30 protein-coding genes are annotated in these 23,418 nt (G+C 66.0%); all 30 read right to left on the bottom strand.

Annotated elements, in window-relative coordinates; genetic code table 11:
• Window positions 1–176: 176 nt before the first annotated feature.
• The 30 genes from DOO78_RS00615 to DOO78_RS00755 all read right to left on the bottom strand — a co-directional run bounded on the left by DOO78_RS00615 (window position 177) and on the right by DOO78_RS00755 (window position 23,406).
• Complete coding sequence (locus DOO78_RS00615; protein ID WP_099957423.1) at window positions 177–401, bottom strand: DUF2274 domain-containing protein; 225 nt, start codon at window positions 399–401, stop codon at window positions 177–179.
• Between the two features lie 2 nt (window positions 402–403).
• A complete protein-coding gene (locus DOO78_RS00620; protein ID WP_111467804.1) occupies window positions 404–1,624 on the bottom strand; it encodes a TrbI/VirB10 family protein in 1,221 nt (406 codons plus the stop codon).
• Window positions 1,621–2,670 (bottom strand): P-type conjugative transfer protein TrbG, encoded by a 1,050-nt coding sequence (trbG, locus tag DOO78_RS00625; RefSeq protein WP_111467805.1) that lies wholly within the window; start codon window positions 2,668–2,670, stop codon window positions 1,621–1,623. Before trbG ends, DOO78_RS00620 begins: the two co-directional genes overlap by 4 nt.
• Window positions 2,667–3,350: a conjugal transfer protein TrbF gene (trbF, locus tag DOO78_RS00630; RefSeq protein WP_111467806.1), complete on the bottom strand. Its 684-nt coding sequence runs from the start codon at window positions 3,348–3,350 to the stop codon at window positions 2,667–2,669. Before trbF ends, trbG begins: the two co-directional genes overlap by 4 nt.
• Window positions 3,350–4,705, bottom strand: coding sequence for a P-type conjugative transfer protein TrbL (trbL, locus tag DOO78_RS00635; RefSeq protein WP_111467807.1), 1,356 nt, complete (start codon window positions 4,703–4,705; stop codon window positions 3,350–3,352). Before trbL ends, trbF begins: the two co-directional genes overlap by 1 nt.
• A 4-nt stretch (window positions 4,706–4,709) precedes the next feature.
• Window positions 4,710–5,099: a putative entry exclusion protein TrbK-alt gene (trbK-alt, locus tag DOO78_RS00640; protein ID WP_099957428.1), complete on the bottom strand. Its 390-nt coding sequence runs from the start codon at window positions 5,097–5,099 to the stop codon at window positions 4,710–4,712.
• Between the two features lie 10 nt (window positions 5,100–5,109).
• Window positions 5,110–5,886, bottom strand: coding sequence for a P-type conjugative transfer protein TrbJ (gene trbJ / locus DOO78_RS00645; RefSeq protein ID WP_099957429.1), 777 nt, complete (start codon window positions 5,884–5,886; stop codon window positions 5,110–5,112).
• Window positions 5,883–8,339, bottom strand: coding sequence for a conjugal transfer protein TrbE (trbE, locus tag DOO78_RS00650; protein WP_111467808.1), 2,457 nt, complete (start codon window positions 8,337–8,339; stop codon window positions 5,883–5,885). The genes trbJ and trbE overlap by 4 nt, the downstream gene beginning before the upstream one ends.
• A gap of 12 nt (window positions 8,340–8,351) precedes the next feature.
• Window positions 8,352–8,633 (bottom strand): VirB3 family type IV secretion system protein, encoded by a 282-nt coding sequence (locus DOO78_RS00655; protein WP_099957431.1) that lies wholly within the window; start codon window positions 8,631–8,633, stop codon window positions 8,352–8,354.
• Window positions 8,633–8,965, bottom strand: coding sequence for a TrbC/VirB2 family protein (locus DOO78_RS00660; RefSeq protein WP_111467809.1), 333 nt, complete (start codon window positions 8,963–8,965; stop codon window positions 8,633–8,635). The genes DOO78_RS00655 and DOO78_RS00660 overlap by 1 nt, the downstream gene beginning before the upstream one ends.
• On the bottom strand, window positions 8,962–9,897 hold the full coding sequence (gene trbB, locus DOO78_RS00665; RefSeq protein WP_341538222.1) for a P-type conjugative transfer ATPase TrbB: 936 nt from the start codon (window positions 9,895–9,897) through the stop codon (window positions 8,962–8,964). Before trbB ends, DOO78_RS00660 begins: the two co-directional genes overlap by 4 nt.
• A 217-nt stretch (window positions 9,898–10,114) precedes the next feature.
• Window positions 10,115–10,549 (bottom strand): CopG family transcriptional regulator, encoded by a 435-nt coding sequence (locus DOO78_RS00670; protein WP_111467811.1) that lies wholly within the window; start codon window positions 10,547–10,549, stop codon window positions 10,115–10,117.
• 9 nt (window positions 10,550–10,558) lie between these two features.
• Window positions 10,559–12,547, bottom strand: coding sequence for a conjugal transfer protein TraG (locus tag DOO78_RS00675; protein ID WP_111467812.1), 1,989 nt, complete (start codon window positions 12,545–12,547; stop codon window positions 10,559–10,561).
• Window positions 12,548–12,573: 26 nt separating this feature from the next.
• Entirely contained in the window at window positions 12,574–14,313 is a 1,740-nt protein-coding gene (locus tag DOO78_RS00680) for a relaxase/mobilization nuclease domain-containing protein (protein ID WP_111468214.1), read from the bottom strand.
• 244 nt (window positions 14,314–14,557) lie between these two features.
• The gene (locus DOO78_RS00685) at window positions 14,558–15,319 is read right to left on the bottom strand and encodes a lytic transglycosylase domain-containing protein (RefSeq protein WP_111467813.1); all 762 of its coding nucleotides are present in this window, start codon (window positions 15,317–15,319) and stop codon (window positions 14,558–14,560) included.
• A 3-nt stretch (window positions 15,320–15,322) separates the two neighbouring features.
• Window positions 15,323–15,670 carry a DUF736 domain-containing protein gene (locus DOO78_RS00690; RefSeq protein ID WP_111467814.1) on the bottom strand — a complete coding sequence of 116 codons (348 nt, stop codon included), beginning with the start codon at window positions 15,668–15,670 and terminating at the stop codon, window positions 15,323–15,325.
• A gap of 46 nt (window positions 15,671–15,716) precedes the next feature.
• Entirely contained in the window at window positions 15,717–16,262 is a 546-nt protein-coding gene (locus DOO78_RS00695) for a S26 family signal peptidase (RefSeq protein ID WP_099957439.1), read from the bottom strand.
• Complete coding sequence (locus DOO78_RS00700) at window positions 16,259–16,780, bottom strand: DUF2840 domain-containing protein (RefSeq protein ID WP_111467815.1); 522 nt, start codon at window positions 16,778–16,780, stop codon at window positions 16,259–16,261. Before DOO78_RS00700 ends, DOO78_RS00695 begins: the two co-directional genes overlap by 4 nt.
• Complete coding sequence (locus DOO78_RS00705) at window positions 16,777–17,031, bottom strand: ribbon-helix-helix protein (protein ID WP_099957441.1); 255 nt, start codon at window positions 17,029–17,031, stop codon at window positions 16,777–16,779. The genes DOO78_RS00700 and DOO78_RS00705 overlap by 4 nt, the downstream gene beginning before the upstream one ends.
• Window positions 17,028–17,666, bottom strand: a complete 639-nt coding sequence (gene parA / locus DOO78_RS00710) for a ParA family partition ATPase (RefSeq protein WP_037455276.1) — start codon at window positions 17,664–17,666, stop codon at window positions 17,028–17,030. The genes DOO78_RS00705 and parA overlap by 4 nt, the downstream gene beginning before the upstream one ends.
• Before the next feature lie 208 nt (window positions 17,667–17,874).
• Window positions 17,875–18,765 carry a replication initiator protein A gene (locus DOO78_RS00715; RefSeq protein WP_099957443.1) on the bottom strand — a complete coding sequence of 297 codons (891 nt, stop codon included), beginning with the start codon at window positions 18,763–18,765 and terminating at the stop codon, window positions 17,875–17,877.
• A gap of 9 nt (window positions 18,766–18,774) precedes the next feature.
• Window positions 18,775–19,053 carry a helix-turn-helix transcriptional regulator gene (locus tag DOO78_RS00720; RefSeq protein WP_099957444.1) on the bottom strand — a complete coding sequence of 93 codons (279 nt, stop codon included), beginning with the start codon at window positions 19,051–19,053 and terminating at the stop codon, window positions 18,775–18,777.
• 178 nt (window positions 19,054–19,231) lie between these two features.
• Window positions 19,232–19,774 carry a DUF2285 domain-containing protein gene (locus tag DOO78_RS00725; RefSeq protein WP_207802738.1) on the bottom strand — a complete coding sequence of 181 codons (543 nt, stop codon included), beginning with the start codon at window positions 19,772–19,774 and terminating at the stop codon, window positions 19,232–19,234.
• Window positions 19,662–20,114 carry a transcriptional regulator domain-containing protein gene (locus tag DOO78_RS28010; protein WP_338068027.1) on the bottom strand — a complete coding sequence of 151 codons (453 nt, stop codon included), beginning with the start codon at window positions 20,112–20,114 and terminating at the stop codon, window positions 19,662–19,664. The genes DOO78_RS00725 and DOO78_RS28010 overlap by 113 nt, the downstream gene beginning before the upstream one ends.
• A gap of 8 nt (window positions 20,115–20,122) precedes the next feature.
• On the bottom strand, window positions 20,123–20,389 hold the full coding sequence (locus tag DOO78_RS00735; protein WP_099957446.1) for a DNA -binding domain-containing protein: 267 nt from the start codon (window positions 20,387–20,389) through the stop codon (window positions 20,123–20,125).
• A 120-nt stretch (window positions 20,390–20,509) separates the two neighbouring features.
• Entirely contained in the window at window positions 20,510–20,752 is a 243-nt protein-coding gene (locus tag DOO78_RS00740; RefSeq protein ID WP_099957447.1) for a helix-turn-helix domain-containing protein, read from the bottom strand.
• Window positions 20,753–20,937: 185 nt separating this feature from the next.
• Window positions 20,938–21,264 carry a DUF736 domain-containing protein gene (locus DOO78_RS00745; RefSeq protein WP_099957448.1) on the bottom strand — a complete coding sequence of 109 codons (327 nt, stop codon included), beginning with the start codon at window positions 21,262–21,264 and terminating at the stop codon, window positions 20,938–20,940.
• A 563-nt stretch (window positions 21,265–21,827) separates the two neighbouring features.
• Complete coding sequence (locus DOO78_RS00750; RefSeq protein ID WP_111467816.1) at window positions 21,828–22,271, bottom strand: hypothetical protein; 444 nt, start codon at window positions 22,269–22,271, stop codon at window positions 21,828–21,830.
• A 141-nt stretch (window positions 22,272–22,412) separates the two neighbouring features.
• On the bottom strand, window positions 22,413–22,577 hold the full coding sequence (locus DOO78_RS27275) for a hypothetical protein (RefSeq protein ID WP_164712595.1): 165 nt from the start codon (window positions 22,575–22,577) through the stop codon (window positions 22,413–22,415).
• A 283-nt stretch (window positions 22,578–22,860) separates the two neighbouring features.
• On the bottom strand, window positions 22,861–23,406 hold the full coding sequence (locus tag DOO78_RS00755; protein ID WP_207802739.1) for a hypothetical protein: 546 nt from the start codon (window positions 23,404–23,406) through the stop codon (window positions 22,861–22,863).
• Window positions 23,407–23,418: the final 12 nt, after the last annotated feature.

Here is a 23,418-nt window from a genome sequence, read left to right on the forward strand (position 1 = left end):
ATGGTGTCGCTCGTGCTCTCGCTTTACTCGATCTGTAGCGCCGTCTTTGCAATCACGCTCCGTGAGAAATTCCTGAGGCGTGATGGGTTCAACCATTGGGACGAGGCGCTGTGGCTGCTTTTGGTTAGCACCGCTGTTCGCGTCATACACGGAATATACTGATGGGGTCGTCCCCGTCAGTCCGGAGCTGACTTCCTGGCGGCTGTGAACGCGCGATCGGTCGCGATGAAACGCTGCAACATCGGCGCTATGAGCTTGATCGGATCTGAAATGGTTTGCCCCTGTTCGCGCCCCAGGACCTCCGCGTAGAGCACCAAGTCGCGATGCAGCGAGGCCGGCAGTTCGAGCGACACCTTAACAGCCTTGTCTTCCAAGAGCGCGCCAAGCTTGAGCTTCGCCATGATCACCCTCCATATGGTTCGAGTACCAGATCCCGCGTCACGATCACCCTGACCGGGAAGCCCGGCCGGATCGTGAGCGTCGGAGCGACGTTAAGCTGGCGGCGAACGATCTGCTGACCGGCATCGTTGATCGTGTCCTGGCCACCATTGCGGATGGCTCGCAGCAGCCGGTCTTGATCATCGACGGCGAGTTCAGCACCGACGTTGAGGAGTGTGGACAGACCAGCGGCCCTGGCGAGATCCCACCAGTGGTAGTCCACGCCATCTTGAAGGCCGGCAAATCCTTGGGAGTCAGCTCCGGGTTGGCGTTCTAGCACGATCGAACGACCGTTCGGGAAAATCAGCCGGTTCCAGACCAAGAGCACGCGGCTCTGTCCGAATTGCACGCTGTTGTCGTACTGGCCCACGACGCGCGTGCCCTGCGGCACGAGAAGGATTCGCCCGGTCGGGCTGTCGTAGATGTTCTCGGTGACCTGCGCCGTGATCTGTCCAGGTAGATCGGAACGAATTCCGGTGATGAGCGCAGCCGAGATGACGGCGCCGGCTTGCAGAACGTTCGGAGACAGCGGCGCGACGACTCGATCGGGCGCCACCGTCCTGCGATCGGGCGCGGCATTGAGGAAGGCGTTCTGACGATCCTGGGCCGAAGGCGTTGCCGGCGGCGGCGCGAGCCCGAGGCTGGCGAGGTTTGGCGTCGGCGGAGGCACGACGGCCGGCGTTGTTGCGGGGGCACCGACGCGGGACTCCGACCCGGAGAACAGCCGGCTGGTCCGGGCGGTTTCGATTTCCTGAAGGCGCCGCTGCTCCTCTTGACTAAGCCCGGGATTCGGAGTCGCGATGCCAGGGGCCGGAACAGGCTGTCCGCCGTTCGCCGGGCTGAGCATCGGCCGGCCGAGATCGCCGGGAAGCGGTGGACCGAGCCGAGGAACACCGCTGTAATCGCGCGGCAGGCCCGCGAGCCCGTCAGCCGTCGAGCGATTCTCGGTCGAGTAGAGTTCCTCATTGGGTCGGCCGCTGTCGCGGGTTTGAAGCGCGTAGATCAAGGCGCCACCGAGGCCGAGGCTCGCGACGAGGCCCACGCCAGCCAGGACCTTGCGCGATAGCCGGGTGACGCGGGGTGGATCCGCGCGCAGCCGCATCGGCGCCGCGCTGGCCGGTTCGCCGGTCAACGGCTGCGCGTCGTCGTTGGGCGCATCCTCATTCCGGAGAGGGTTCTCGCTCACGAAGTCGGCCTCCCGTCGGTGCGTGTGATGCGAACGCGCCGCTGCCGATCGCCGGAACCAAATCGCAGTTCAGCGGCGGCGAAGAGGCGGTCGACGATCATGTGGTGCCCGCGCACGCGGTAGTTAACCAACTCTGAGGTGTCGCCTTCCGCGCCAACGACGAAGAGAGGCGGCATTTCGCCCTGACCGATGCCGCGGGGAAACTCGATGAAGACCTGGCGACCATCATCGAAAGCGCGCAAGGGACGCCAGGGTGCCCGATCACCTTCGATCGCATAGCGGAAGTTGACGTTGGCAAGATCGACACCGCTCGCCACAGGCTGCGCCGCCTGGGCCTCGGCGTTCTGCCGGCGCAGCGCAATGAGCTGGTCCTGCGGGTACTGCCAGGAGACCGATGCCATATAGGTGCGCTCGGTCGACCGAAGCTCCATGTGGTACGTGCGCATGTTGGTGTTGATGACGAGGTTGGTCATCAGTTCGGCGCGCGTTGGCTTCACCAGGATATGGATCTGCCGCGTCGCACCCGCGCCGCTCTCGGTGTCGCCGATGATCCAGCGCACGGTGTCGCCGGCGGCGACGGGGCCGGAGCCGACGAGCTGCTCGCCCGGCTGCAACGCGATATCGGTGATCTGACCGACGGCGGTATAGACCTGATAGAGTGCGCCTTGGGTGAAGGGATAGACCTGCATCGAATTGATGAAGCCATCGCGCACCGGCTGAATGCGCGCGGCGGCGTTGGCCTGGTTCACTCGCGCCGTCGGATCAGCGGGCTCGGCCGGACGCCGCGATGGCTCGACGCGCTGCAACTGGCCGGGCAGCGGCAGCGGGCGCGGCAGCTCGACCACGGTGACAGGTGCAGGCGGATCGATAGTCTGCACGGCGGGAGCCGCGTTGTCGTAGGAAATCTCGGGCGGCGGCGTGGTGGTGGCGCAGCCAGCGAGGGCAGTCGTCGCCAGCAGGATCGCCGGGATTGCGGCTCTGCGGAGAGCCGGAAATGCGAGACTGTGTGAAGCCGGGTTTCCGGCTTTACGGAAAGACGGCTTCATTGCCCAAGCTCCCGTGACCAATTTATTGCGTTGACGTAGATGCCGAGCGGGTTCGCTCGGAGGCGATCGGCGTTGCGGGGGATCTGGACCACGATCGTCAGGATCGCGGTCCAGCGCGTGGTCTCGGCGAGTTGGCCGTTTTCGTAGCGGCGCTCGACCCAGGCAACGCGAAAGCTGTCGGGTGACGCGCGAATGACGCTGGAGACATCGACGGCGATCTGCTGACGGCCTACCTTTGCGAACGGGTCGTTCGACCGCGCGTAGTCGTTCAGGGCTGCAGCGCCGCGGTCGGTCGTGAAATCGTAAGCTCGTAGCCAGTTTTGGCGGACGATGATGGCGTCCGCGGGAATCGATCGGACCTGCTCGATGAAGCGCGCGAGGTGAAAGGCGATTTGCGGATCGGTCGGACGATAGTCCGCCTGAGCGGGGGAAACCGCTTGCGCCTGGCCGAGCCGGTCGACTTGGACCACCCAGGGCACGATGGTCCCGCGGGCTGACTGTACGACGAGCGCGGTGGCGAATCCGGCTGACAGGAGCAACGAGCCAAACGCCATCAATCGCCAATTTTTGGCCTGGATGCGTGATGCGCCGATGCGCTCGTCCCAAACTTGGGCGGCGCGCTGATAAGGCGTCTCCGGCTCGGGGGCCTTGCCGTAATGGGTAGAGGGTCGTTTGAACATCAGCGATCGCCTTCGGACAGGTTGACGGACGAGCCACCGCCATGTGCGTCGCCTGAGCGAACGGCATGGGCTGTGGCCTGCGCGGCGTGGGTCATGTGTTGGGAGCGCCGCATGCGTTGCGCCCAGGCCGGAGCGCCGCCAGCGCGCGCGGGCGCTGCTCCGTCGCCGGCGGCATCACCGCCGATCGAGCCCATGGTGGAAGTTCCGCCTGTGGCTTCGAATGCCGCCTTGCCGCCAGCGCTGAAGCTGGAACGCATGCTTTCGGCAGCGCGCGACGCGGCACGGCGCAGCGGCGACACGGCGGCGCTGCCGCCGGCGCGGGCGACCCCGCCGAGCCCGGAAGCGACGCCGGCTGCACCGGACTGTCCGGCTGCGCCAAGGCTGTATGCGGTCGATGCGCCACCCGCGAGCGCGGCGCCGCCCCGGGCGGCGGCGGCGGCGCCACCAGCCAGTGCGGCACCGCCGGATGCGGCCGCGCCGACGGCGCCGGCGCCGAGAGCGACCATGCCACCGGCGGCAAGGCCCGTCCCGACGGCGGCGCCGGCGCTGAGTTGAGGACCGCCTGAGACGATCCCGCTGGCGATGCCGGGACCGAAGATGCCAAGACCGAGTAGCGACAGAGCGGCCAGCACGATCGCCATCGCTTCATCAATCGAGGGGTTCTGGCCGCCGAAACCGGACGTGAATTCGGAGAAGAGCGTCGAGCCGATGCCGATGATGACGGCCAGCACCAAGACCTTGATCCCGGACGAGATCACGTTGCCAAGCACGCGCTCGGCCATGAAGGCCGATTTGCCGAACAGGCCGAACGGGATCAGCACGAAGCCGGCGAGCGTTGTCAGCTTGAACTCGATGAGCGTGACGAAGAGCTGGATGGCGAGGATGAAGAAGGCGAGAAGCACCAGCGCCCAGGCCAGGAACATGCAGGCGATCTGGATGAAGTTCTCGAAGAACGACCAGTAGCCCATCAAGCTGGAAATGGAATCGAGCAGCGGCCGGCCGGCGTCCAGACCCGTCTGTGCGACCTTGCCCGGACGCAAGAGATCGGCCGTGGTGAAGCCTGTTCCACTGGCTTTGAGGCCGAGGCCCGCGAAGCTTTCGAAGATGATGCGGGCGAGGTTGTTCCAGTTGCCGATGATGTAGGCGAAGACACCGACGAACAGCGTCTTTTTGACCAGCCTGGCCAAAATGTCGTCGTCGGCGCCCCAGCTCCAGAACAGCGCGGCCAGCGTCACGTCGATCACGATCAACGTGGTCGCAATGAACGCGACCTCGCCGCTGAGCAGTCCGAAACCGCTGTCGATGTAGCGGGTGAAGACCTCGAGGAAATGGTCGATAACGCCGGTGTTGCCCATGACGTTACCGAGCCTCGTCGAGCTGTGGGGTGAGGCTTGGCGCGGCGGCCGGCGGCATCGGAGGGTTGCGCTCATCAGGCTGAGGGGTGAGGCTCTCTCGCGGCGCGGACGGCATGTCCGGCAAACGCTCGGCCGGGCGGGCACCGGGCGCGAGGAAGCGGTTTCGGTTCTCGGCCCATGCGCGGCGGCACGCCGGATCGCGCGGTCCGTCTTCGCCGAGCGCCTGGCAGCGGATCAGGGCGTCGCGCAGCGGATCGACCCGCGCTTGAACGGCGCGGCCTGACGACCAAGACGCTGGCGCCTCCTCTTTCCGCGTCATCTCGATCGCGGTCGCGGTGATCGCGACGGCGACGAATACCGCCGCGCCGATCCTAGCGAGCATCTTGCCGTCCATGGCCGCGGTCTCAGTTGCCGTTCGGGAACATGCGGGCGTTGCCCGGCTGGTAGCCGTTGCCAGGCGTCAGGAAGCGACGGCGTTGCTCACGACCCTGCTCGGCCGCGGCCGCACGCTCGGCCTCGGACAGACTCTGCGCACGGCCGTTGGCGGCCACGACCGCGGTGAGGTCGGCAAGCTGCTGCGCCTGCAGGGCGAGAAGCTGGTTGCCGGCCTGGGTCGCCTGCAGCGCACCGGTCGCGCCCTGGCTCTGCCCGACAAGCGCGGACATCTCGCTACGGTTGGTGTCGATGTTGCCGACAACGCCGGCCTGGACCCGCATGGCGTCCTGCAAGCCGCCGACGGTGTTCTGCCAGCGTTCACGCGCCTGCGCGACAAGCGCCTGATCGGAAGCCGACATCGATGCATTTCCGTAGGTGGTCTGGAACGCGCGATCGATTTGCTGGACGTTGAGGGCGATGCCCTGCGCCTGTTGCAGGAGCTGCTGCGTGCGCTGTACCGATTGCTGAAGCTGCTGAAGCGACGAGTATGGCAGGCTCGCAAGGTTGCGGGCCTGATTGATCAGCATTGTCGCTTCGTTCTGAAGCTGCGTGATCTGCTGGTTGACCTGCTGGAGCGTCCGCGCAGCCGTCAGCACATTCTGCGCGTAGTTCGTCGGATCGTAGACGATGCCGCCGAATTGGGCCGCCGCTGGCGTGCTGATAAAGAGCGAGATAGCGACTGGTGTCGCAGCGATGATCGTGGCGAAACGCAGTGCGCGAGAGCGCGAACGGAATGAGCGTGTCATGAGAATACCTCCTGATGGGCTTGGGGGATGACGTTGGTGAGGTTGGGAATGAGATCGGCAGCCCAGGCGAGCCGGCTCGAGATCAGCCATTCGGAGAGGAAGCCGTCGGTGCCGCTTCGCGCGTAAACCTCGGCGATCAGCGCTTGGTGCTGCTTGGATGAGGCTGCGCACAGCGCCAGCGCGACATCGGATAGTCCGAGCTCGAACAGGCGGTTGCCGCGCCGCGACTGGCAGTAATAGTCGCGCTTTGGCATCGCGCGGGCGAGGATCTCGATCTGCCGGTCATTGAGACCGAAGCGGCGATAGATGGCGGTAATCTGCGGCTCGATCGCGCGCTCGTTAGGCAGAAGGATGCGTGTCTGGCAGCTCTCGATGATCGCCGGTGCAATCGCCGAGCCGTCGATGTCGGAGAGCGACTGGGTGGCGAAGATGACGCTGGCGTTCTTCTTGCGCAGCGTCTTCAGCCATTCGCGGAGCTGGCCGGCGAATCCCTCATCGTCGAGCGCAAGCCAGCCTTCATCGACGATCAGGAGCGTCGGCCGTCCGTCGAGGCGGTCCTCGATGCGGTGAAAGAGATAGGCGAGCACGGCGGCGGCGGCGCCGGTTCCGATCAGTCCTTCAGTCTCGAAGGCTTGTACGTCTGCCTCGCCGAGATGTTCGGACTCGGCATCGAGAAGACGACCATAGGGGCCGCCGACACAATAGGGTCGCAGCGCCTGCTTCAGGTCGTTGGACTGGAGCAGGACGGACAAGCCCGTCAGCGTGCGCTCCGCAACTGGCGCAGACGCCAGCGAGGAGAGCGCCGACCAGAGATGCTCCTTGACCTCGGGGGTAACCGGCACGCTCTCGCGCCCCAGGATCGCGATCAGCCAGTCGGAGGCCCAGGCCCGCTCGGTGACATCGTCGATCCGGGCGAGCGGCTGAAGGGACACGCTGTCTTCAGCGCCTTCGGTAAGCCCACCGCCAAGATCGTGCCAGTCGCCGCGCATGGCGAGCGCGGCGGCGCGGATCGATCCGCCAAAGTCGAAGGCGAAGACCTGTGATTGCGCATAGCGCCGGAATTGCAGTGCCATCAGCGCCAGCAGCACGGATTTACCGGCGCCGGTCGGGCCGACGATCAGCGTATGGCCGACGTCGCCGACATGGATCGAAAGCCGGAACGGGGTCGAGCCTTCGGTTCTGCCGTAAAGCAGTGGGGGTGCATCGAAGTGCTCGTCCCGTTCCGGTCCCGCCCACACCGCTGACAGCGGGATCATGTGGGCGAGATTGAGTGTGCTGATGGGGGGCTGGCGGACATTGGCGTAGACATGGCCGGGCAAGGAGCCGAGCCAGGCGTCTACGGCATTGATGGTCTCCGCCATCGCGGTGAAATCGCGCCCCTGAACGACCTTCTCGACCAGCCGCAGCTTCTCGGCGGCGATGCGCGGATCGTCGTCCCATACGGTGATGGTGGCGGTGACATAGGCTTGGCCGGCATAGTCGGCGCCGAGTTCCTGCAGCGCCATGTCGGCGTCGGCCGCCTTGTTGGCCGCATCGGTGTCGACGAGCGCCGAGGCTTCGTTAGTCATCACCTCCTTGAGAATGGCGGCGATGGACTTGCGCTTCGCGAACCATTGCCGACGGATCTTGGTCAGCAGCTTGGTCGCATCGGTCTTGTCGAGAAGGATGGCCCGCGTCGACCAGCGATAGGGAAAGGCCAACCGGTTCAACTCGTCGAGAATGCCGGGCGTCGTCGCGGTCGGGAAACCGACGATGGTGAGGATGCGCAGGTGCGTTTGCCCGAGGCGAGGTTCGAGTCCGCCGGTCAGCGGTTGATCGGCCAGAAGAGCGTCGAGATACATCGGCGTCTCAGGGACGCGGACACGATGACGCTTCGTCGAGATGGTCGAATGTAGATAGGTGAGTGTTTCGGCGTCATCGAGCCACGCGCATTCCGGCATGAAGGCGTCGATCAGATTCAAGATACGATCGGTACGATCGACGAAACCGCGCAGCACTTCGCGCGCGTTGACGCCGCCGTGGTCGCGACCCTCGTATAGCCATGCTTCGGCACGCGCCGCGTCTTCGGCCGGCGGCAGATAGAGGAAGGTGAGGAAATAGCTGGACTCGAAGTGCGCGCCTGCTTCCTCGAAGTCGGCCTTGCGTTCGGCGTCGACCAGCGCAGAGGCGCTGTCGGCGAACAGGCTGGAGGGATAGGTTGCGGCGTCGTGGCGTTGCGCTTCGACGAAGATGGCCCAGCCGGAGCCGAGACGTCGGAAAGCGTTGTTGAGCCGGCCCGCGACTGCGACCAGCTCGGCCGGCACGGCGCTGTCGAGGTCAGGACCGCGGAAGCGCGCAGTACGCTGCAGGCTACCATCCTTGTTGAGGACGACGCCTTCTCCGACCAGGGCGACCCAAGGCAGGAAATCGGCAAGCCGCGTATTGCGATTGCGATATTCGGCAAGGTTCATCATCGCGTCGTTCCCTCAGACCGACAGGTGACCGGGGACGCGCAGATGCTTGCGCACGACGTCGACGAACTGCGGATCGCGTTTGGCCGCCCAAACCGCCGCGAAATGCCCCACAGCCCAAAGCCCGAGGCCGACTAGCCATAGGCGAAGGCCGAGGCCGAGCGCGGCCGCCAGCGTGCCGTTGAGGATGGCGAGCGAACGCGGCGCGCCGCCGAGCAGGATGTGCTCGGTCAGCGCCCGGTGTACGGGAACGGAGAAGCCCGGCAGCTCGCCGCCATGATCCGCGCCGTCAGCCATCAGACGAGCGCCCCGCCGCCAAACGAGAAGAACGACAGGAAGAAGCTCGACGCCGCGAACGCGATCGACAGGCCGAACACGATCTGGATCAGCTTGCGGGCGCCGCCCGACGTGTCGCCGAACGCGAGCGTCAGACCAGTGATGATGATGATCATAACGGCGATGATTTTCGCGACCGGCCCCTCGATCGATTCGAGGATTTTTTGAAGCGGCGCCTCCCAGGGCATGGACGAGCCCGAAGCGTGGGCGGCGGGTGCCAAAGCGAGCGAAAGAAAAATCATGCACGCCGCTGAGGCGATGTGCTGGCGGATACGCAAAGCGGGTTTGATCATGACGGGTCTCCTGCGGAGGGCTGGCTTGCGGGGGTGATGCGGTAGTCGCCCTCAGGGCCGAGACCTTCGACGCGGGCGAGTTCGGCCAGGCGACGCGAGGCGCCGCGGCCGGAGAGCACGGCCACCAGATCGATCGTCTCGGCGATCAGCGCGCGCGGGACGGTGACGACTGCTTCCTGGATTAGTTGTTCGAGACGCCGCAGCGCTCCGATCGCGGTGCCGGCATGGATCGTTCCGACGCCGCCTGGGTGCCCGGTGCCCCATGCCTTCAACAGGTCGAGTGCTTCGGCGCCGCGGACCTCGCCGATCGGAATGCGATCCGGCCGTAGGCGGAGCGAAGAGCGGACCAGATCGGAGAGCGAGGCGACGCCGTCCGTCGTCCGCATCGCCACCAGATTGGGCGCAGCGCATTGCAGCTCGCGCGTATCTTCGATCAGGACCACGCGATCCGAGGTCTTCGAGACCTCGGCGAGCAGAGCGTTGGTGAGCGTGGTTTTGCCGGTCGAGGTGCCGCCGGCTACGAGAATGTTGCGCCTGTCGGCCACGGCCTGACGGAGGGTTTCGGCCTGACCAGCCGACATGATCCCGGCCGCCACATAGTCGTCCAGGGTGAACACCGCGACGGCGGGCTTGCGGATCGCGAAGGCCGGCGCGGAAACCACCGGGGGCAACAGCCCTTCGAACCGCTCTCCTGTTTCGGGCAGCTCGGCCGAAACGCGCGGAGCGCCGGGATGCACCTCGGCGCCGACATGATGCGCGACCAGGCGAATGATGCGCTCGCCATCGGCGGGGGACAGTCGTTCACCCGTATCGGAAAGACCTTCCGACAGCCGGTCGACCCAGAGCCGCCCATCGGGGTTGAGCATCACCTCGACGATCGCGGGATCTTCCAGAAACGTGGCGATCGCAGACCCGAGGGCTGTGCGCAGCATTCGCGCACCGCGAAGAATCGCTTCCGATTTCTGGTGAGTTGCCGCCACGTCGTCCCCGTTCTCTTGCGGGTCCGCGATGTGCGGCCCTGGATCGGGGATGAGTAGAAGAGGCAGAAATCATGGCCTGACAACAACCGTCGCATGGCCGTCGTACTGTGGCGTACAAAGACAGGAGAACGGCGGAACGCCCGAATACTTGCGGCGCGCGCGTCGATGATTATTCCGCGTCGCGCGCGGGCGGGATGTCTTCCGAAATCTCCTGTCTGAGCTTCGGTCCTGTCGCGAGTCGACGGCCGAGCGCGGTCACGAAGGCTTCGTAGCGCTCCGCCGCCTTCGCACGCGCCGCAACCTGGGCCGGCTCGGGCAACGGCGGATTGGACGTCAGCCAGAAACGGATGAACACGGCGAGCGTTTCGACCGATATGCCGAGATCGCGCTCCATGCGCGCCATTCGCCGGTCGAGCTGATCGAGCCGCTTTGTGGTCGCTGCTTCCTGCCGTTCCGCGGCGTCTGGCGAAAGGAAGGATGCGATGCCGGCCTCGGCAACCAGCGACAGCGAGAGATCGCGTCGAGCTGCATGGGCCGCCAGTGCTTTCATCACGTCCGGGTCGAGATAGACGGAAAGGCGCTGCTTCTTCGGCGGCTTGCTCACGGGCGCCTCCTACAACTCGATGCCGTCGCCCGGATCGAGCGAGGCTTGGCGAGCGACCTGGCGCATGGTCTGGGTCATGCGGCTGAGGCGCGCGGCGTCCTCCTCGACTTCATCGCGAGGGTCTATCTCGAACTCGTTCTCGATTACCGGCTTGCGCTCGACCGTCTTGGTGCGGCTCAGCTCAGGCTGGTGCCGACGCTCCGAATCCGTTGGGTCATCATCATCGCCTGCATCCTCCACGGCGACGGCCGTGTTCAACACCGGACGTTCGGGCAAAGCCAGCGTGCTCCAGTCGTCGGCCCTCGCGGTTGTCGGCTTGGTGAGTGCAGGTGGCGTCAGGATGCGTTCCTGAAATCTGCTGTCCTCATAGTAGCGCGCCTTCTTGGCGCGGATCGGTGGAATGCCGGCGATCATGACGATCTCGTCCGACGGCGGTAGCTGCATGATCTCGCCCGGCGTGAGCAGTTGCCGTGCGGTCTCCGAGCGCGACACCATCATATGGCCGAGCCAGGGCGAGAGCCGGTGGCCGGCATAGTTCTTCATCGCCTTCATCTCGGTGGCGGTGCCGAGCGCATCGGAAACGCGTTTGGCGGTGCGCTCGTCATTGGTCGCGAAGCTGACCCGAACATGGCAGTTGTCGAGGATCGAGTTGTTCGGGCCGTAGGCCTTCTCGATCTGGTTCAGCGATTGCGCAATGAGGAAGGCCTTCAGGCCATAGCCTGCCATGAAGGCAAGCGCGCTCTCGAAGAAGTCCAAGCGCCCGAGCGCGGGAAACTCGTCGAGCATCAGGAGTAGACGATGGCGCTGGCCCTTGGCGTGCAGGTCCTCGGTCAACCGGCGCCCGACTTGATTCAGGATGAGACGGATGAGCGGCTTGGTCCGGTTGATGTCAGAAGGCGGCACCACGAGGTAGAGCGTGGTCGGATGCTTGCCGCCTACCATGTCGGCGATGCGCCAATCGCAGCGGCGGGTGACCTCGGCGACGACGGGATCGCGATACAGGCCCAAGAAGGACATCGCGGTCGACAGCACGCCTGATCGCTCGTTGTCGGACTTGTTGAGCAACTCGCGCGCCGCGCTGGCGATCACCGGATGCGGGCCGGCCTCGCCGAGATGGGCGGTCTTCATCATCGCCGCGAGGGTCGACTCGATCGGGCGTTTCGGATCGGACAGGAAGGCGGCGACGCCGGCCAAGGTCTTGTCGGCCTCGGCATAGAGGACGTGCAGGATCGCGCCGACCAAAAGCGCGTGCGACGTCTTCTCCCAGTGGTTCCGCTTCTCGAGCGAGCCTTCCGGGTCGACCAGAATGTCGGCGATGTTCTGCACGTCGCGCACCTCCCACTCGCCGCGGCGCACCTCGAGCAACGGGTTGTAGGCCGCCGACTTCGCATTCGTCGGATCGAAGAGCAGCACGCGGCCATGCCGAGCGCGATAGCCGGCGGTGAGCGTCCAGTTCTCGCCCTTGATGTCGTGGACGATCGCCGAGCCTGGCCAGGTCAAGAGCGAGGGCACCACCAGGCCCACGCCCTTGCCGGAACGCGTCGGCGCGAAGCACAGCACATGCTCGGGGCCGTCATGTCGAAGATAGTCGCGCTCGTGTTTGCCGAGCACGACGCCATCCGGACCGAGCAGGCCCGCGGCCTTCACCTCTTCCGGCCGCGCCCAGCGGGCCGAGCCATAGGTCTCGACGTTTTTCGCTTCGCGTGCCCGCCACACCGACATGCCGATCGCGACGGCGATGGAGATGAAGCCACCCGATGCGGCGATATAGGCGCCCTCGACGAAGATCGGCGGCGCATAGGCGTCGTAGAAATACCACCACCAGAAGAAGGCGGGCGGATAGTAGATCGGCCAGCCCGCCAGTTCGAACCAGGGCAGTCCGAGCTGAGGCTGGAACCCGAGACGATAGGCCGTCCATTGTGTCGCGCCCCAGGTCGTCATCAACACGATCAGGAAGACGGTGAGGATCTGACCCCAGAGGATTTTCGTCGCCGACATGGCGGGGCACTCCTTTCTTGGTTGGGCTACATGCCGAGGCCGCGATTGCGACCGAAGCTCCAGTCGACGCCGCCGCCGCCGCGCGAGACGCCGGAGACGTGCTGGCCAAGCTGACGTTCGAGAGAGGGCGACCAGGGCACGAGCTGGAAGCCGAGGCCGTCGTCGATCATGGCGAAGCGGCCCGACGCGAGCGCGAAGCGCTGGCGATAGGTGCCTGCCACATACTCGCCCGTTCCGGCCTTCGAGAATGGCCGGCCGGTCTCGGCCGCGAGCTTCTCCCCCAGCGCTTCGACCTCGCGCTGGCGCAAGGTTTCGATCAGCCCCGGCGAAAAGCTGACGCCGCGCGTCTGACGCTCGGCAAGCCCCTCGGCGATAAGATGGTCGGCGCGCCGGTCCATCGCCTGGCGCACCTCCGCGCCGAAGCCGCCGCCGCCGAGCGCTACCGGCTCGCGGGCGATGGCCTGCCGGTCGAGCCAGGTGGCGCCGGTTGCATGAACTTGCCGCTCGATATCGAGATCCGAGCGAACGGCGAGCGCGACACGCCGGCGGCCCAGCGCGTCGTCGAACTTGCGCAGCTCGACGATCGAACCCGGTGAGCTGTCCCCGGCGGCGTCGAGATCGGCAAGCTTGATGTGGTGGGTGCGCCCGTCGGTGCCGTCGACCACGGCATAGGCCGTGCCCTTCAGCTCGTCATCGAGGCCGCGGTCGACCAGCCGGCCGATGACCGGATCGTCAATGCTCTCGCCGGCGAGCACATAGCTCGCGGCGCCGCGCTCGATGCCGCGTTCGGTTAGGCCGCGGTGGATGCGCTTGATGATGTCGCCGCGCTCGCCAAGCGCGCGCAGCGTCTTCTCGGCATTCTCCGATACGACCCACTGGCCGGGACCGATCTGATCGGCGAGGCCGAGTGTCTCCAGCTTGCGCAGCCGACCGACCTTCAGCGCGTGGAATTCGTCTGGCTGCCGATCGGGATGTGGGGCGAGGTCGGCGACGCCCGTGCGATAGCTGTCGCGGGCGATCTGGCGATCGAGATCGGTCCAGCGTTCCGCCTCGACCTGACGCCCCAGGTTGCGCCGGATCTCCTGCTCGGTGCGCGGCCCCAACTCCTGGGTGACGAGATCCTGCGCGCGGGCGCGGATGCCCTCCTTGATGTAATCGCGGGAGATAACGAGGTCCTGGCCGTCATCGGTGCGCCCTCGCAGGATGATTTGGACGTGGGGGTTGTCGGTGTTCCAGTGATCGACGCCGACCCAGTCGAGCTTGGTGCCGAGGTCCTTCTCCATCTGACCCATCAGCTCGCGCGCGAAGGTCTTGAGGTCGCTCATCTCGGTCGCGTCCTCCGGTGAGACGATGAACCGGAAGTGATGCCGATCGTCCTGGGTGCGCTCGGCGAAAGCCTTCGGATCCGCGTCCTCGGTCTCAGGGCCGAACAGGTGCGCCTTCTCCCCATCCCGGGTGACGCCCTCGCGGCGGAGATAGCTGAGGTGTGCGGAGAGCGGCGCGGCCCGCGCGCTATGACGGACGACGCGTGTCTTGATGACGACGTTGCGCGACCGGCTCGTGAGCAGCCGATTGGCCTGCACCGTCGCGCGCTGCCCGCGTCCGAACCGCGAGCGATTGCCCTTGCTGATCTGGCCGGAGCGCGAGACGCGTCCACCGGCCCGCTGTGCGGCGGCAAGCGCCTGGGCAATAAAGGGCCGCGCCTGCTGTGCGCGGGTCGAACGGATGCGGCCAGGTCGGATGCGGAAATCGTCGTCGCCGCTCATGGCCGAGGCCCCGCACATCGCGCAAACGCGCGGAAAGCCTTGGCAAAATGGCGAATGCGCAGGCTGCGCCGATTAGGCGCACCTCGCGCGAATGTGCCATAAGCCTCTGAAAACACACGACCGCACCAAGCCGCACATCGCCGGCTTTTATCTCGCCATCGTGCGGTTGTGCTGACTGCTCCTCCTCTCCAGACCGCCTTTCGCCCGCCAGAGCACGCCACAATGCGAAAGGGTGCGAACGCGGTCATCGCGGGCCACCGGGGACATTGCGCGCGACGAAAAGGCCATCGGTGAGCGCAGCCACCGGGCCTTCATCGCGCTCCGGGGCTGCCGCCGTGGTGGCGTCTGGCTCGCGCTCAGTCTGCAAAGGAACGGCAGACGCCCTGCCGGACGACTGCACGACGAAGAGCGGCGCCCGCGTCCAAGCCAGCGGATCGGCGGCCGCCACCGTGACGGGGCCTACGAGTTCACCGCCGCCGACAACGGGGGCAAGCGTCGCGACATAGGCGCGCGTTTCAGCCGGCAATGGGCGGCCGGCGAGATACTCTTCGTACCGGCCGGGACCGGCGTTGTAGGCCGCCAGAAAGCCGGGCGAACCGTAGCGGTCGTGCATCTCACGCAGATACGCAGCGCCTGCCAGAATGTTGTCGCGTGGGTCGTAGGGATTGCCGCCGAGCCGATGGCGGACGCGCAGGTCGGCCCATGTGGCAGGCATGATCTGCATCAGGCCCATCGCGCCCGCCGGGGAGATGGCGCGCACATCGCCGGCGCTTTCGGCGCGCATGACGGCGCGTATCCACGCTTCTGGAACGCCGAACCTCTGCGCCGCCTCCGCGATGAAAGCGCCAAAGGGATCGCTGCGCGATGGCCGCTCGGCGGGCGCTTGCTGTGCGTAGGCAGTGCTCGCACCCGGCGCGGCGAGGATCAGGCCGGAAAGGAGAAGGAAGGCTGCGCGTCGGAGGATGATCCTCCCTCCGACGGCAGGCTGACGGCGCGCGGCGGGCATCGTTCAGTCCCGCTCGCCGCGCTTCGGCGGGCGGTTCCAGTGCAGGCCCCAGGCGGACTTGTCGTCGGCCGACTGGAACAGGTTGGCGCGGATCGGATGTTCAAAGGTCGGATCGTCGAGTTGCAGCGATACGTACTCGCCAGCTTTCTCGCCGGTGCGCTTCCAGCCGGCGCCGATCTCCGCGCCGGTCTCGTTGCTGTTGGTGTCGAGCACATGGACGCGGAAGTCTGGCGCCTTCTCCGCATCGGACGGTTCGGCCGCGACGATAATGATGTCTTGGTGTAGAGACAGCGTCGTCAGGTGGCCGATGAAGCCGTCATTTTCGCGTATGAATTGACCGACCACGGGCATGGGTCGTCTCCTTCAGATTGCGGTGGACAGGGTCATGGGCGCGCCGTCACCGCGTCGGCGCGCGCCAGACGAAGCGGCCATCGCCGTCCTCGTCGGTGTAGAGAGGGGTGGCCCGGCCGATCACGGCGGAGGCCGGAAGCGGGCCGAAATAGCGACCGTCGAGGCTGTCGCGGACTTGCCAGTTCATCAGGAACAGTTCGCCGGCCGCGACCGAGCGGCAGCCCTGCCACACCGGGAGCGGGCGACCGCGACGATCGCGATCGAGCGCGTCGCCCATCGGCACGCCGTCGACGGTGATGGCGAGCCCGGTCCGGCAAACGCGCTGACCTGGGACCGCGGCGACGCGCTTCAAGAGCGGCACGCCGCGCGGCAGGTAGCCGCCATCGGACAGGAAGGTTGCGAGCGGCTCGGGCGCGTCTACGGCCACCAGATCGGTCACGTCGACCGCGCCCACATCGCCGATCGTGTAGAAGCCGACCGGCGTGCTGGCGGACGCGTTCCAGATCAGGCGCGGCGCGAACGAAGCGATCGAAGCTACGCCGATAAGCGAGACGGCCGCCGTCGTGATGACGGCGTAGGAGAGCCGGGTCATGCGCCGATCCTCCGACGCAGGAGAAAGGCGCGATGCTGGCGCGGACCATAGGCGCGCGGCGTTTCGCCAACGGTCATTCGGTTATGGACGTGGCGCCAATGGTCGGGCGAAACGTCGATCGGATCGATGCCGCGCGCCTCGATGGCGTCGATGAGCTGGAGCATGCGCTCAACCTTCGGCCAGCCATCGACATGCAGCAGGACCTCTGCGCCCGGCGTGACCGTCGGAACGGTCTGGCACGCTGCGCCGCGTTCAACCGTGCGCAGGATGTTGAGCCGCGAGAGAACGGTGCCATGCTCGTTCGCCGCCCAGCGCACGAGCGCGAAGACGCTGCCGGGAGGGAAGAAAAGGATGCGGCGGCGGCGATCGAGGATCTGCTCGCGCCGCTCTCGGCCGAAGCGGACCCAGTGCTCCGTCTGCTTCTCGATCCAGACGAGTTCGACCTCAGTGAACGCTTCGGGCGGCGGCTCGGCGGCAGCACGGCCGACGCGCGCTGGCGCGGCGACAAGGCCGGTCATTGTCCTTCTCCTGACGGGGGTGGGAATTCGCGCTCGAACAGCGCGCGCAGCATGTCGGCGACGGTCTGGCCGCGCTGAAAGGCGGCAATCTTGATGCGGCCGCGCATGTCGGCGGTGACGTCTATCGTCAGCCGGGCCGAGTAGTCCTCGGCGGGCTGACCGCGGGCGGCGTGGCGATCGGGCGCCTTGATCCAGCTTTCGGGATCGGCGGGACGCGCTGCAAAGCTGCGCTTTGGGGACCGTTCGCTCATGCGCCGATCCTCGCGACTTCCGCCGCGAGCGCGGCGATCTCGCGCGCGCCAGGACAATCCTCGTCCTGCTCGGCGGCGAGCCGGCCGGTCTGCACGACGTCGGCGAAGACGATGCGTTGGCCGATCGTGGTCGAGAGTAAGGGCGGGTCGTGATCCGCGAGCGTCTCGGCGGTCTCACGTGCCAGCACCGTGCGGGCCGCGCAGCGGTTCAGCACGAAGCGGGCGGCGAGCTGCGGCCGATATATGCGCGCCTCGCCGAGCAGCGCGAGCATTTCGGCGGAGGCCCAGCCGTCGAGCGGCGACGGCTGCACCGGGATCAGCACGAGGTCGGCCGCGAGCAGCGCCGAGCGCATCAACCCGGCAACGCGCGGTGGACCGTCGATGACGACGTGGTCGGCGTCGCGGGCCAACTCCGGCGCTTCACGGTGGAGCGTGTCGCGGGCCAGGCCCACGACACCGAACAGCCGCTCCAGCCCCTCCCGGCTGCGCTGCTGCGACCAGTCGAGCGCCGAACCCTGGGGGTCGGCGTCTATCAGCGTGACACGCTGTCCACGGCGAGCCCATTCACCAGCCAGGTGGAGGGCGAGCGTGGTTTTTCCGACCCCGCCTTTCTGGTTGAGCAACGCGACGATCATGACGGTCTCCCGGCGATCGGGGACTCGTCCACAGCGGCCGAAAAGCGCGGTCGCGTTAGAAAGATTCCGTAGGAATCTAGGTTAGATAAGTTACGGGGCTCGCAAGCTGCTGATTCAGCGCGAGGATTCGGCGATTTCGGTCCCCGATAGCACGAGAGTCCGGTCCCCGATGGCACGAGAGTGCCGGTCCCTGATAGCACGAGACGATTCACAGCTTATCCCCAGGGTGAGGTTTGGTCCGGCGACGACGACGCGGGATGCCGAGGGCATCCGGATCGGTCGGCACGAAGGAGAGGATTTCCGGCCCGCCGAGGCATTGCTCGATGGTCAGGCGGTAGCCTGGCAGCGGTTGGCGGCGGACGATGTCGCGAAGGTCGTAGGCGAAGTGCTTGAGTGGCGAGAGGCTGCCCGACTTGGCGTGGAGATGCGGGAAATCGAAGCTCCAGCCGAACTCCTGCTTGCCGCCGTGCTTGCGCACGAGGCGGTACAGCCAGCGCTCCAGGCCTCCCGTCAGACCGAAATAATTGCGGTCGATCGTCAGCACGAGCGCGTCGTCGAGGACGGCGGCGTAGAACCAATCGGGCACGATCAGCTCGAGGCCGAGCGGCCGGCCGCGATGGTCGGCGCGCTCCTTCCATTCGTTGATCCAGGAGAAGCGGTGCATCCGCCGCTCGGTCGGCTGGCGGATCGAGGTCGCTACCGTCGTCGACTGAAGTCGGTCGAGCGCAGCCTTGAGGCGGTCGTAGTCGCGCAGCGACACGCCGCGGCCGATGAAGTTGAGGATTTCGTAGGGAGTGGTCGCCATGAGGCGTGACGGCTGCAAGCCGACGTCCCGCGCCTCGACGATCTGCGAGGCGGCCCAGATCAGGACGTCGGCATCCCAGATTGTCGCCATGCCGTGCTCGGCGACGGCTTCGACGCGGATCTTGACCGATCCCGCCTTGAAGTCGATCGGCGCCAGGCGCTTCGACTTGGCGAGCGAAAAGAACGGATAGGCCATGAGATCCTGCGCGTCGCGGGGCGCGAGATCGCCCGGCAGCGCCCGGAACAGATCGAGTTGCGCGCGCTCGCCGCTGTGATGCTGATGACGGGGCGACATGCGACCGTCTCAGCGCAGTGTGCGGCCTACGGCGAGCGACGCGGCCTTCTGGGGCTTGGCGGGTGGAACGTTTCCGCTCGGATCGGAGGTCGAGGTGACGAGACCGCGATCTGCCCAGGCTTGAAGGTCGTTTATGGAATAAACGACGCGGCCACCCAACTTGCGATAGGTTGGACCAGTGCCATACGTACGGTGCTTTTCAAGGGTGCGCTCTGATAGGCCCAAGAAGCGCGCTGCTTCCTCGGTCCGCAGGTATCGTGGCGGTAGATTGGCGGCTTCCTCGCCCATGATCGAACCTCCGTGCTCTCGCGGCGGCCGCTACGGATGAGCGGCGGCTTGCGGGTACGGTGGCGAAAGAAGGCCGGTCAGTTGTCGTGGAGAGTTGGGGGGAGCCTAATTCCCACACCGTGATCGCATCGTCCGAGGCCGGCGGTCTGCGGCGCGCCGCATAGCGGGCTGACGCCGGTTAGTCGCGGCGGCGGCGATGCCGGAGAAGTTTACGGTAACCACCCTCGATCATGCGTCTAGCTTCGCGTAGCAGAGACATGATTGCATGTCGGCGCGACGAGGCTTGCCATTCGTCGCGGCTGACATCGTCGATATCGAAGATCACCTTCGCGATCGACTGTTGCGTGGCGCCATAGCGGAATCCGTCGAATGCCTGGAGCATTCTGCGAGCTCTCGCACGTTGCTGGGCTGTCAATCGCGTGTCTGGCGGCACGGCGCGATGATGAAGCGTCGCGAGCAGGCGTTCAACCGACTCCAGACGGTCGAAGCCGGTGATGTCGAGCGGGATGACCGCAACCAGCGGTGTGATCGTCGCCGCATCGCCGATCTGGATGAGCTGGAGCGATGGGGCGCCAGCGTCATGTACTCTGAAATCTGCGCCGACTGCATCAGATGCAAGCGGCGGCGGTAATATCGCCGCTGTGCTCGTCGTCGTCGCGAGAAGGTCCGGCGCCGTGTCGAGAATAACAGTGCTGGTATCGTCCGTAGGCGACCAGAGCACGGCAGCGGCCGGCGGCGGATCCAGCGGATCGACGGGGAAATCGCAACCCCCAACGAAGTCGGAAGTCTTCTAGATCTTGTTCGGGAGAGAGGTCTCGATGGAGGAGCGCCGTGAAGTCACGGTCGTAGGCGTCATTGCGCCGAAGCCACTCCCAAGCAAGATCAGAAGCGCTCAGTCTATCGACGTGATCGTAATTTGCCGAGGCTCGCCACTGAGAGGGATCCGGCGTCACAGCTTTGCTCCTCATCGTCTTCCGATCGAGTTCGGACTGACAATGATTACCGTGAGTTGCGTTGCGCGGAAGTCCAGGTTGAAGCAACAGGTGTTGCTCCCGAGGCATCGCGGGCGCTAACGGGCAAGGCTCTCTCTCGCGACTTCGCGGTAGCCGTGCTCGGACATCCAGCGCGCCCGTGCGAGGTGTGTCGCATGAACGCGACGGCAACGCTCCGGATCAGCGTCAGGATCGAGGCCGAACAACGTGCGAGTGGCTTCTCTCCAGTCGGCTCCGTCGCGCCATGAATCGATCAGGCGCAGGTACAAGGCCATATGCGCCCGGTCGTACGGCGTGAGAGCCGATCCCGTTGGTGCTTCATCCTTGAAGTCGTGCGTCGTCACCGCATCCCCCTGCTGTCCGGAATATCCACTGTGGAGGGATTTGTTAACGATGATCTGACGCCGTTACGAATGCAAGCCGTGTCGCCGGACAATCGCGTCACGGGGGCGATATGCCAATATTCAGCGTCGAACCTGGTGATCGACAAGCATGACCCCTACGCCTTGGTCGGAGCTCAAGAAGACGATCCCGTCTCGTTCCAAGGCCCGTCTCACCTCGTCGCGCGTGCTTTCGTAGATCCCGAGATTGCTCTCGGATTCCAGTCGCTTGAGTGCGGTGAGGGATACACGGGCCTTGTCCGCGAGCGTCTCCTGTGTCCAACCCAGCAAAGCGCGTGCGGCCCGCGATTGTCGGGCGGTGATCATGCATGATCACCTCCCACTCGGACCTACGCGCACGCCAGAACTACGACTATAATAGTCGCTTCATAGCGATATTTCCACCTGAATCGCGCTCTCGGGCCTGCCAGGGAGGCGCTTTCGCGGTGACTGATTCGGTCGCCCTGGACGCCGAAGGCCCCGGCCTTTCGGCCGGGGCCTTGCGCCGGGCGTCAGTCCCCCCGGCGCCCGTTGGGGCGGGACCAGATCAGCGAGAAGGTGTCGCTGTCCTCGTCGTCGAAGAGGTTGGCGTAGATCGGGGCGTTGAAGCTCGGATCGTCCAGCTTGAGGCCCAGGTAGTCGCGGCCCTCGTTGGAGCGCTTGGACCAGGCGGCGCCGATCTCGGCGCGGCCGACCAGGACCCGGTGGCTGGGGGCGTTCTCGCCGGTGGCGCGCTGGTCCGGGACGATGCGGACGTTCTTGGCCTGGACGCTGAGGGTAACGATTTCGCCGGTGAACTCGTTCGAGCCGGTCTTCTTGAAGGTGCCGATGGTCGCCATTGTAAGTCTCCGTTTTCCGTTCCCGAGCCCGCACCATTGCGGCCTCGATGGCGATCGGTTGGCCGGAGGCGATCGACGGCGCACCCCGAAGGGGCTTGACAGCTAAGGAGGGCTTTCTTGTCTCGCGAGGAATGACGGCGCAGCCGGCAGGGGAAGAAAGTTTGACGCGGCTGTTGCGTCATAGGCGATCGAGGCGAAGCCGGCCTTCGGCCAGATCAGGCCATGAGAGAGGCCGTTTGGAGCGGTCGCGTGACGGGCAGAAAGGGAGAGATGGCGCCCCGCCGCTGCCGCCAAGATGACATCGCCGCGAACCTCACCGGCGAGCTGTCGTCCTCTGTCCGGGCCGATCACGGCATCCTGACCCGGCCTGCCTCCGGCGGAAGTCCCCGCATCAACGAATCTCGGTTTCCGCTACGACGGCTGACGCTTCGCCAGCGCACGCCGTGGGTCGCTCTCAGGGCCGAACGACGATCCGCTTTCCAAGCCCCGCAACCGCCCACTCTCCTGACGGGGACGCCTGCCCCGATCGTCGCCCTGGTCCGCACCATGAGGCATGGGTGACGTCAGGCCCGCGCAAGGTCTCGGCTGGTGGGGCCGCTGGCCTTTGCCATTCCTGCGACCCGGGCAAAGGCCGTGATGCCAACGGCGATGGCCCCGATGACGGAGAAAGTGATCTGCCAAACGTCCGAGGGCATCAGGTGCTTCACGATGCCATGGGTGGCGTGGAAGCCCGCGACGGCGGCGGGTGCGACGAATACGATGGCGACGCCGAGCTTCAGCCACATCGGCCTTGCGAAGGTGATGAGGAGCTGCCCGACCGCGAACGTGACGGCCGCGGCGACCATGCCGACGAGGATCGCGCCGGCAATGCCGGCGCCGGTGCCGTTGGCCCAGGCGCCTGCGGCGAAGCCGACGAAGGCCGGCAGCGCAAAGACGGCCAGCGTGAACAACAGCCAGCAAAGCCCGCCTATGGCCGCGACAGATGCGAGTATTGCGAGGATGATCATAGTGGTGGCCTCCGTGCCAAAAGGTCTGACGGTTGCGCCTGCCACCACCACCACGGCGCGACCGCACTATAGCTTAAGATCGAGTGCGCCGGGAGCGGAAATCCCGGGGGACTTCCGCTTCGGCGGACGGGGTTGCCCCGGTCAGGCAAAAGGATCGATCTCATGGACAATCGCTGCGGCGTCGCCGTCATATTCGCTGGCGAGCGTGACTGAATGGGTGCCGTCGCCGGCCTGGAAGATGACGATAGCGGCCATCAGCGAGGTGGCGAGGCTGAAGGCGAAGGCGTTCGCTTGCTTGAGGGACATCGATCCGGCTCCTGTTTCGAGCGGAGGACCATCCCCCGCTGACAGGCGCCCGAAGTGTCGGACTGGTCGCTGCAATCACCGCGCAGGCGCAGCCGCAGCGGCGGCATGCTCGCATAGCCGACCCTTTACGGGTTGATGGCGCCAAGCGACCAGTCTGACCAAGGATCAGCGCATAAAAGCGGGTGTGGTGCTCGGCGTCGGGAGCCGGTCCTGTCCCGTCAGTCGGGCAGCACTTGCATTCGCCATGCCGGGGCGTCGCCAATATCGCGGTAGGCATAGTTGATCAGGTCGCGCACCAGCTCGAGCAGTCCAACGACCGGCAGCCGTCGAATTGATCGCCATGGGCCATGCCGTTGCGCCGCTGGCTCAGGCTGGGCTTCGCCTCGCCGGTGACGAACCCGATCGCGGTGCCCCCGGTGCGGACGATCATCGGAATGTGCGTGTCGGTCAGGCCGTCGGAATCCACCACGTGCTTCAGCAGCGTCGCGAAGGTGCGGCCATTCTTCGGGATCTGGCCGCCGTACCGGTCCATCGTGGCGAGTGCGAGGGCGATCAGCGCCGCAAGTTCGCCGGCTTTCAGCACGTCGCGGTCGACCCATCCCAGGAGGTAGAGTATCTGCGCGCGCGCGAACTTCGCGCGCACGATGTCCGGAATGCGCTCGTCGATGCTGAGCCCGACGATGAATTTCCGCCATGTCTGCGGATCGTCGAACTGAAGGAACCCGCCGGGCATTCCCGGCGACGGCCAGGGAATGATGAGCGGTTCGGTGCGCGCCGGAAGATCCAGGTCGAGCTTCAGAGGCTTTTCCTTCGTGATATTCGGCCGCATAACAATACTCGT

Origin of the sequence: Roseicella frigidaeris, assembly GCF_003258945.1 — a bacterium.
Lineage (GTDB): Bacteria > Pseudomonadota > Alphaproteobacteria > Acetobacterales > Acetobacteraceae > Paracraurococcus > Paracraurococcus frigidaeris.

Coding starts and splice junctions, on each gene's coding strand:
- DOO78_RS00615 (WP_099957423.1), bottom strand. CDS start 401: ATGGCGAAGCTCAAGCTTGGCGCGCTCTTGGAAGACAAGGCTGTTAAG.
- trbG (WP_111467805.1), bottom strand. CDS start 2,670: ATGAAGCCGTCTTTCCGTAAAGCCGGAAACCCGGCTTCACACAGTCTC.
- trbF (WP_111467806.1), bottom strand. CDS start 3,350: ATGTTCAAACGACCCTCTACCCATTACGGCAAGGCCCCCGAGCCGGAG.
- trbL (WP_111467807.1), bottom strand. CDS start 4,705: ATGGGCAACACCGGCGTTATCGACCATTTCCTCGAGGTCTTCACCCGC.
- trbK-alt (WP_099957428.1), bottom strand. CDS start 5,099: ATGGACGGCAAGATGCTCGCTAGGATCGGCGCGGCGGTATTCGTCGCC.
- trbJ (WP_099957429.1), bottom strand. CDS start 5,886: ATGACACGCTCATTCCGTTCGCGCTCTCGCGCACTGCGTTTCGCCACG.
- trbE (WP_111467808.1), bottom strand. CDS start 8,339: ATGATGAACCTTGCCGAATATCGCAATCGCAATACGCGGCTTGCCGAT.
- DOO78_RS00655 (WP_099957431.1), bottom strand. CDS start 8,633: ATGGCTGACGGCGCGGATCATGGCGGCGAGCTGCCGGGCTTCTCCGTT.
- DOO78_RS00660 (WP_111467809.1), bottom strand. CDS start 8,965: ATGATCAAACCCGCTTTGCGTATCCGCCAGCACATCGCCTCAGCGGCG.
- trbB (WP_341538222.1), bottom strand. CDS start 9,897: ATGCTGCGCACAGCCCTCGGGTCTGCGATCGCCACGTTTCTGGAAGAT.
- DOO78_RS00675 (WP_111467812.1), bottom strand. CDS start 12,547: ATGTCGGCGACGAAAATCCTCTGGGGTCAGATCCTCACCGTCTTCCTG.
- DOO78_RS00680 (WP_111468214.1), bottom strand. CDS start 14,313: ATGAGCGGCGACGACGATTTCCGCATCCGACCTGGCCGCATCCGTTCG.
- DOO78_RS00685 (WP_111467813.1), bottom strand. CDS start 15,319: ATGCCCGCCGCGCGCCGTCAGCCTGCCGTCGGAGGGAGGATCATCCTC.
- DOO78_RS00690 (WP_111467814.1), bottom strand. CDS start 15,670: ATGCCCGTGGTCGGTCAATTCATACGCGAAAATGACGGCTTCATCGGC.
- DOO78_RS00695 (WP_099957439.1), bottom strand. CDS start 16,262: ATGACCCGGCTCTCCTACGCCGTCATCACGACGGCGGCCGTCTCGCTT.
- DOO78_RS00700 (WP_111467815.1), bottom strand. CDS start 16,780: ATGACCGGCCTTGTCGCCGCGCCAGCGCGCGTCGGCCGTGCTGCCGCC.
- DOO78_RS00705 (WP_099957441.1), bottom strand. CDS start 17,031: ATGAGCGAACGGTCCCCAAAGCGCAGCTTTGCAGCGCGTCCCGCCGAT.
- parA (WP_037455276.1), bottom strand. CDS start 17,666: ATGATCGTCGCGTTGCTCAACCAGAAAGGCGGGGTCGGAAAAACCACG.
- DOO78_RS00715 (WP_099957443.1), bottom strand. CDS start 18,765: ATGTCGCCCCGTCATCAGCATCACAGCGGCGAGCGCGCGCAACTCGAT.
- DOO78_RS00720 (WP_099957444.1), bottom strand. CDS start 19,053: ATGGGCGAGGAAGCCGCCAATCTACCGCCACGATACCTGCGGACCGAG.
- DOO78_RS28010 (WP_338068027.1), bottom strand. CDS start 20,114: ATGCCTCGGGAGCAACACCTGTTGCTTCAACCTGGACTTCCGCGCAAC.
- DOO78_RS00740 (WP_099957447.1), bottom strand. CDS start 20,752: ATGATCACCGCCCGACAATCGCGGGCCGCACGCGCTTTGCTGGGTTGG.
- DOO78_RS00745 (WP_099957448.1), bottom strand. CDS start 21,264: ATGGCGACCATCGGCACCTTCAAGAAGACCGGCTCGAACGAGTTCACC.
- DOO78_RS00750 (WP_111467816.1), bottom strand. CDS start 22,271: ATGATCATCCTCGCAATACTCGCATCTGTCGCGGCCATAGGCGGGCTT.
- DOO78_RS27275 (WP_164712595.1), bottom strand. CDS start 22,577: ATGTCCCTCAAGCAAGCGAACGCCTTCGCCTTCAGCCTCGCCACCTCG.
- DOO78_RS00755 (WP_207802739.1), bottom strand. CDS start 23,406: ATGCGGCCGAATATCACGAAGGAAAAGCCTCTGAAGCTCGACCTGGAT.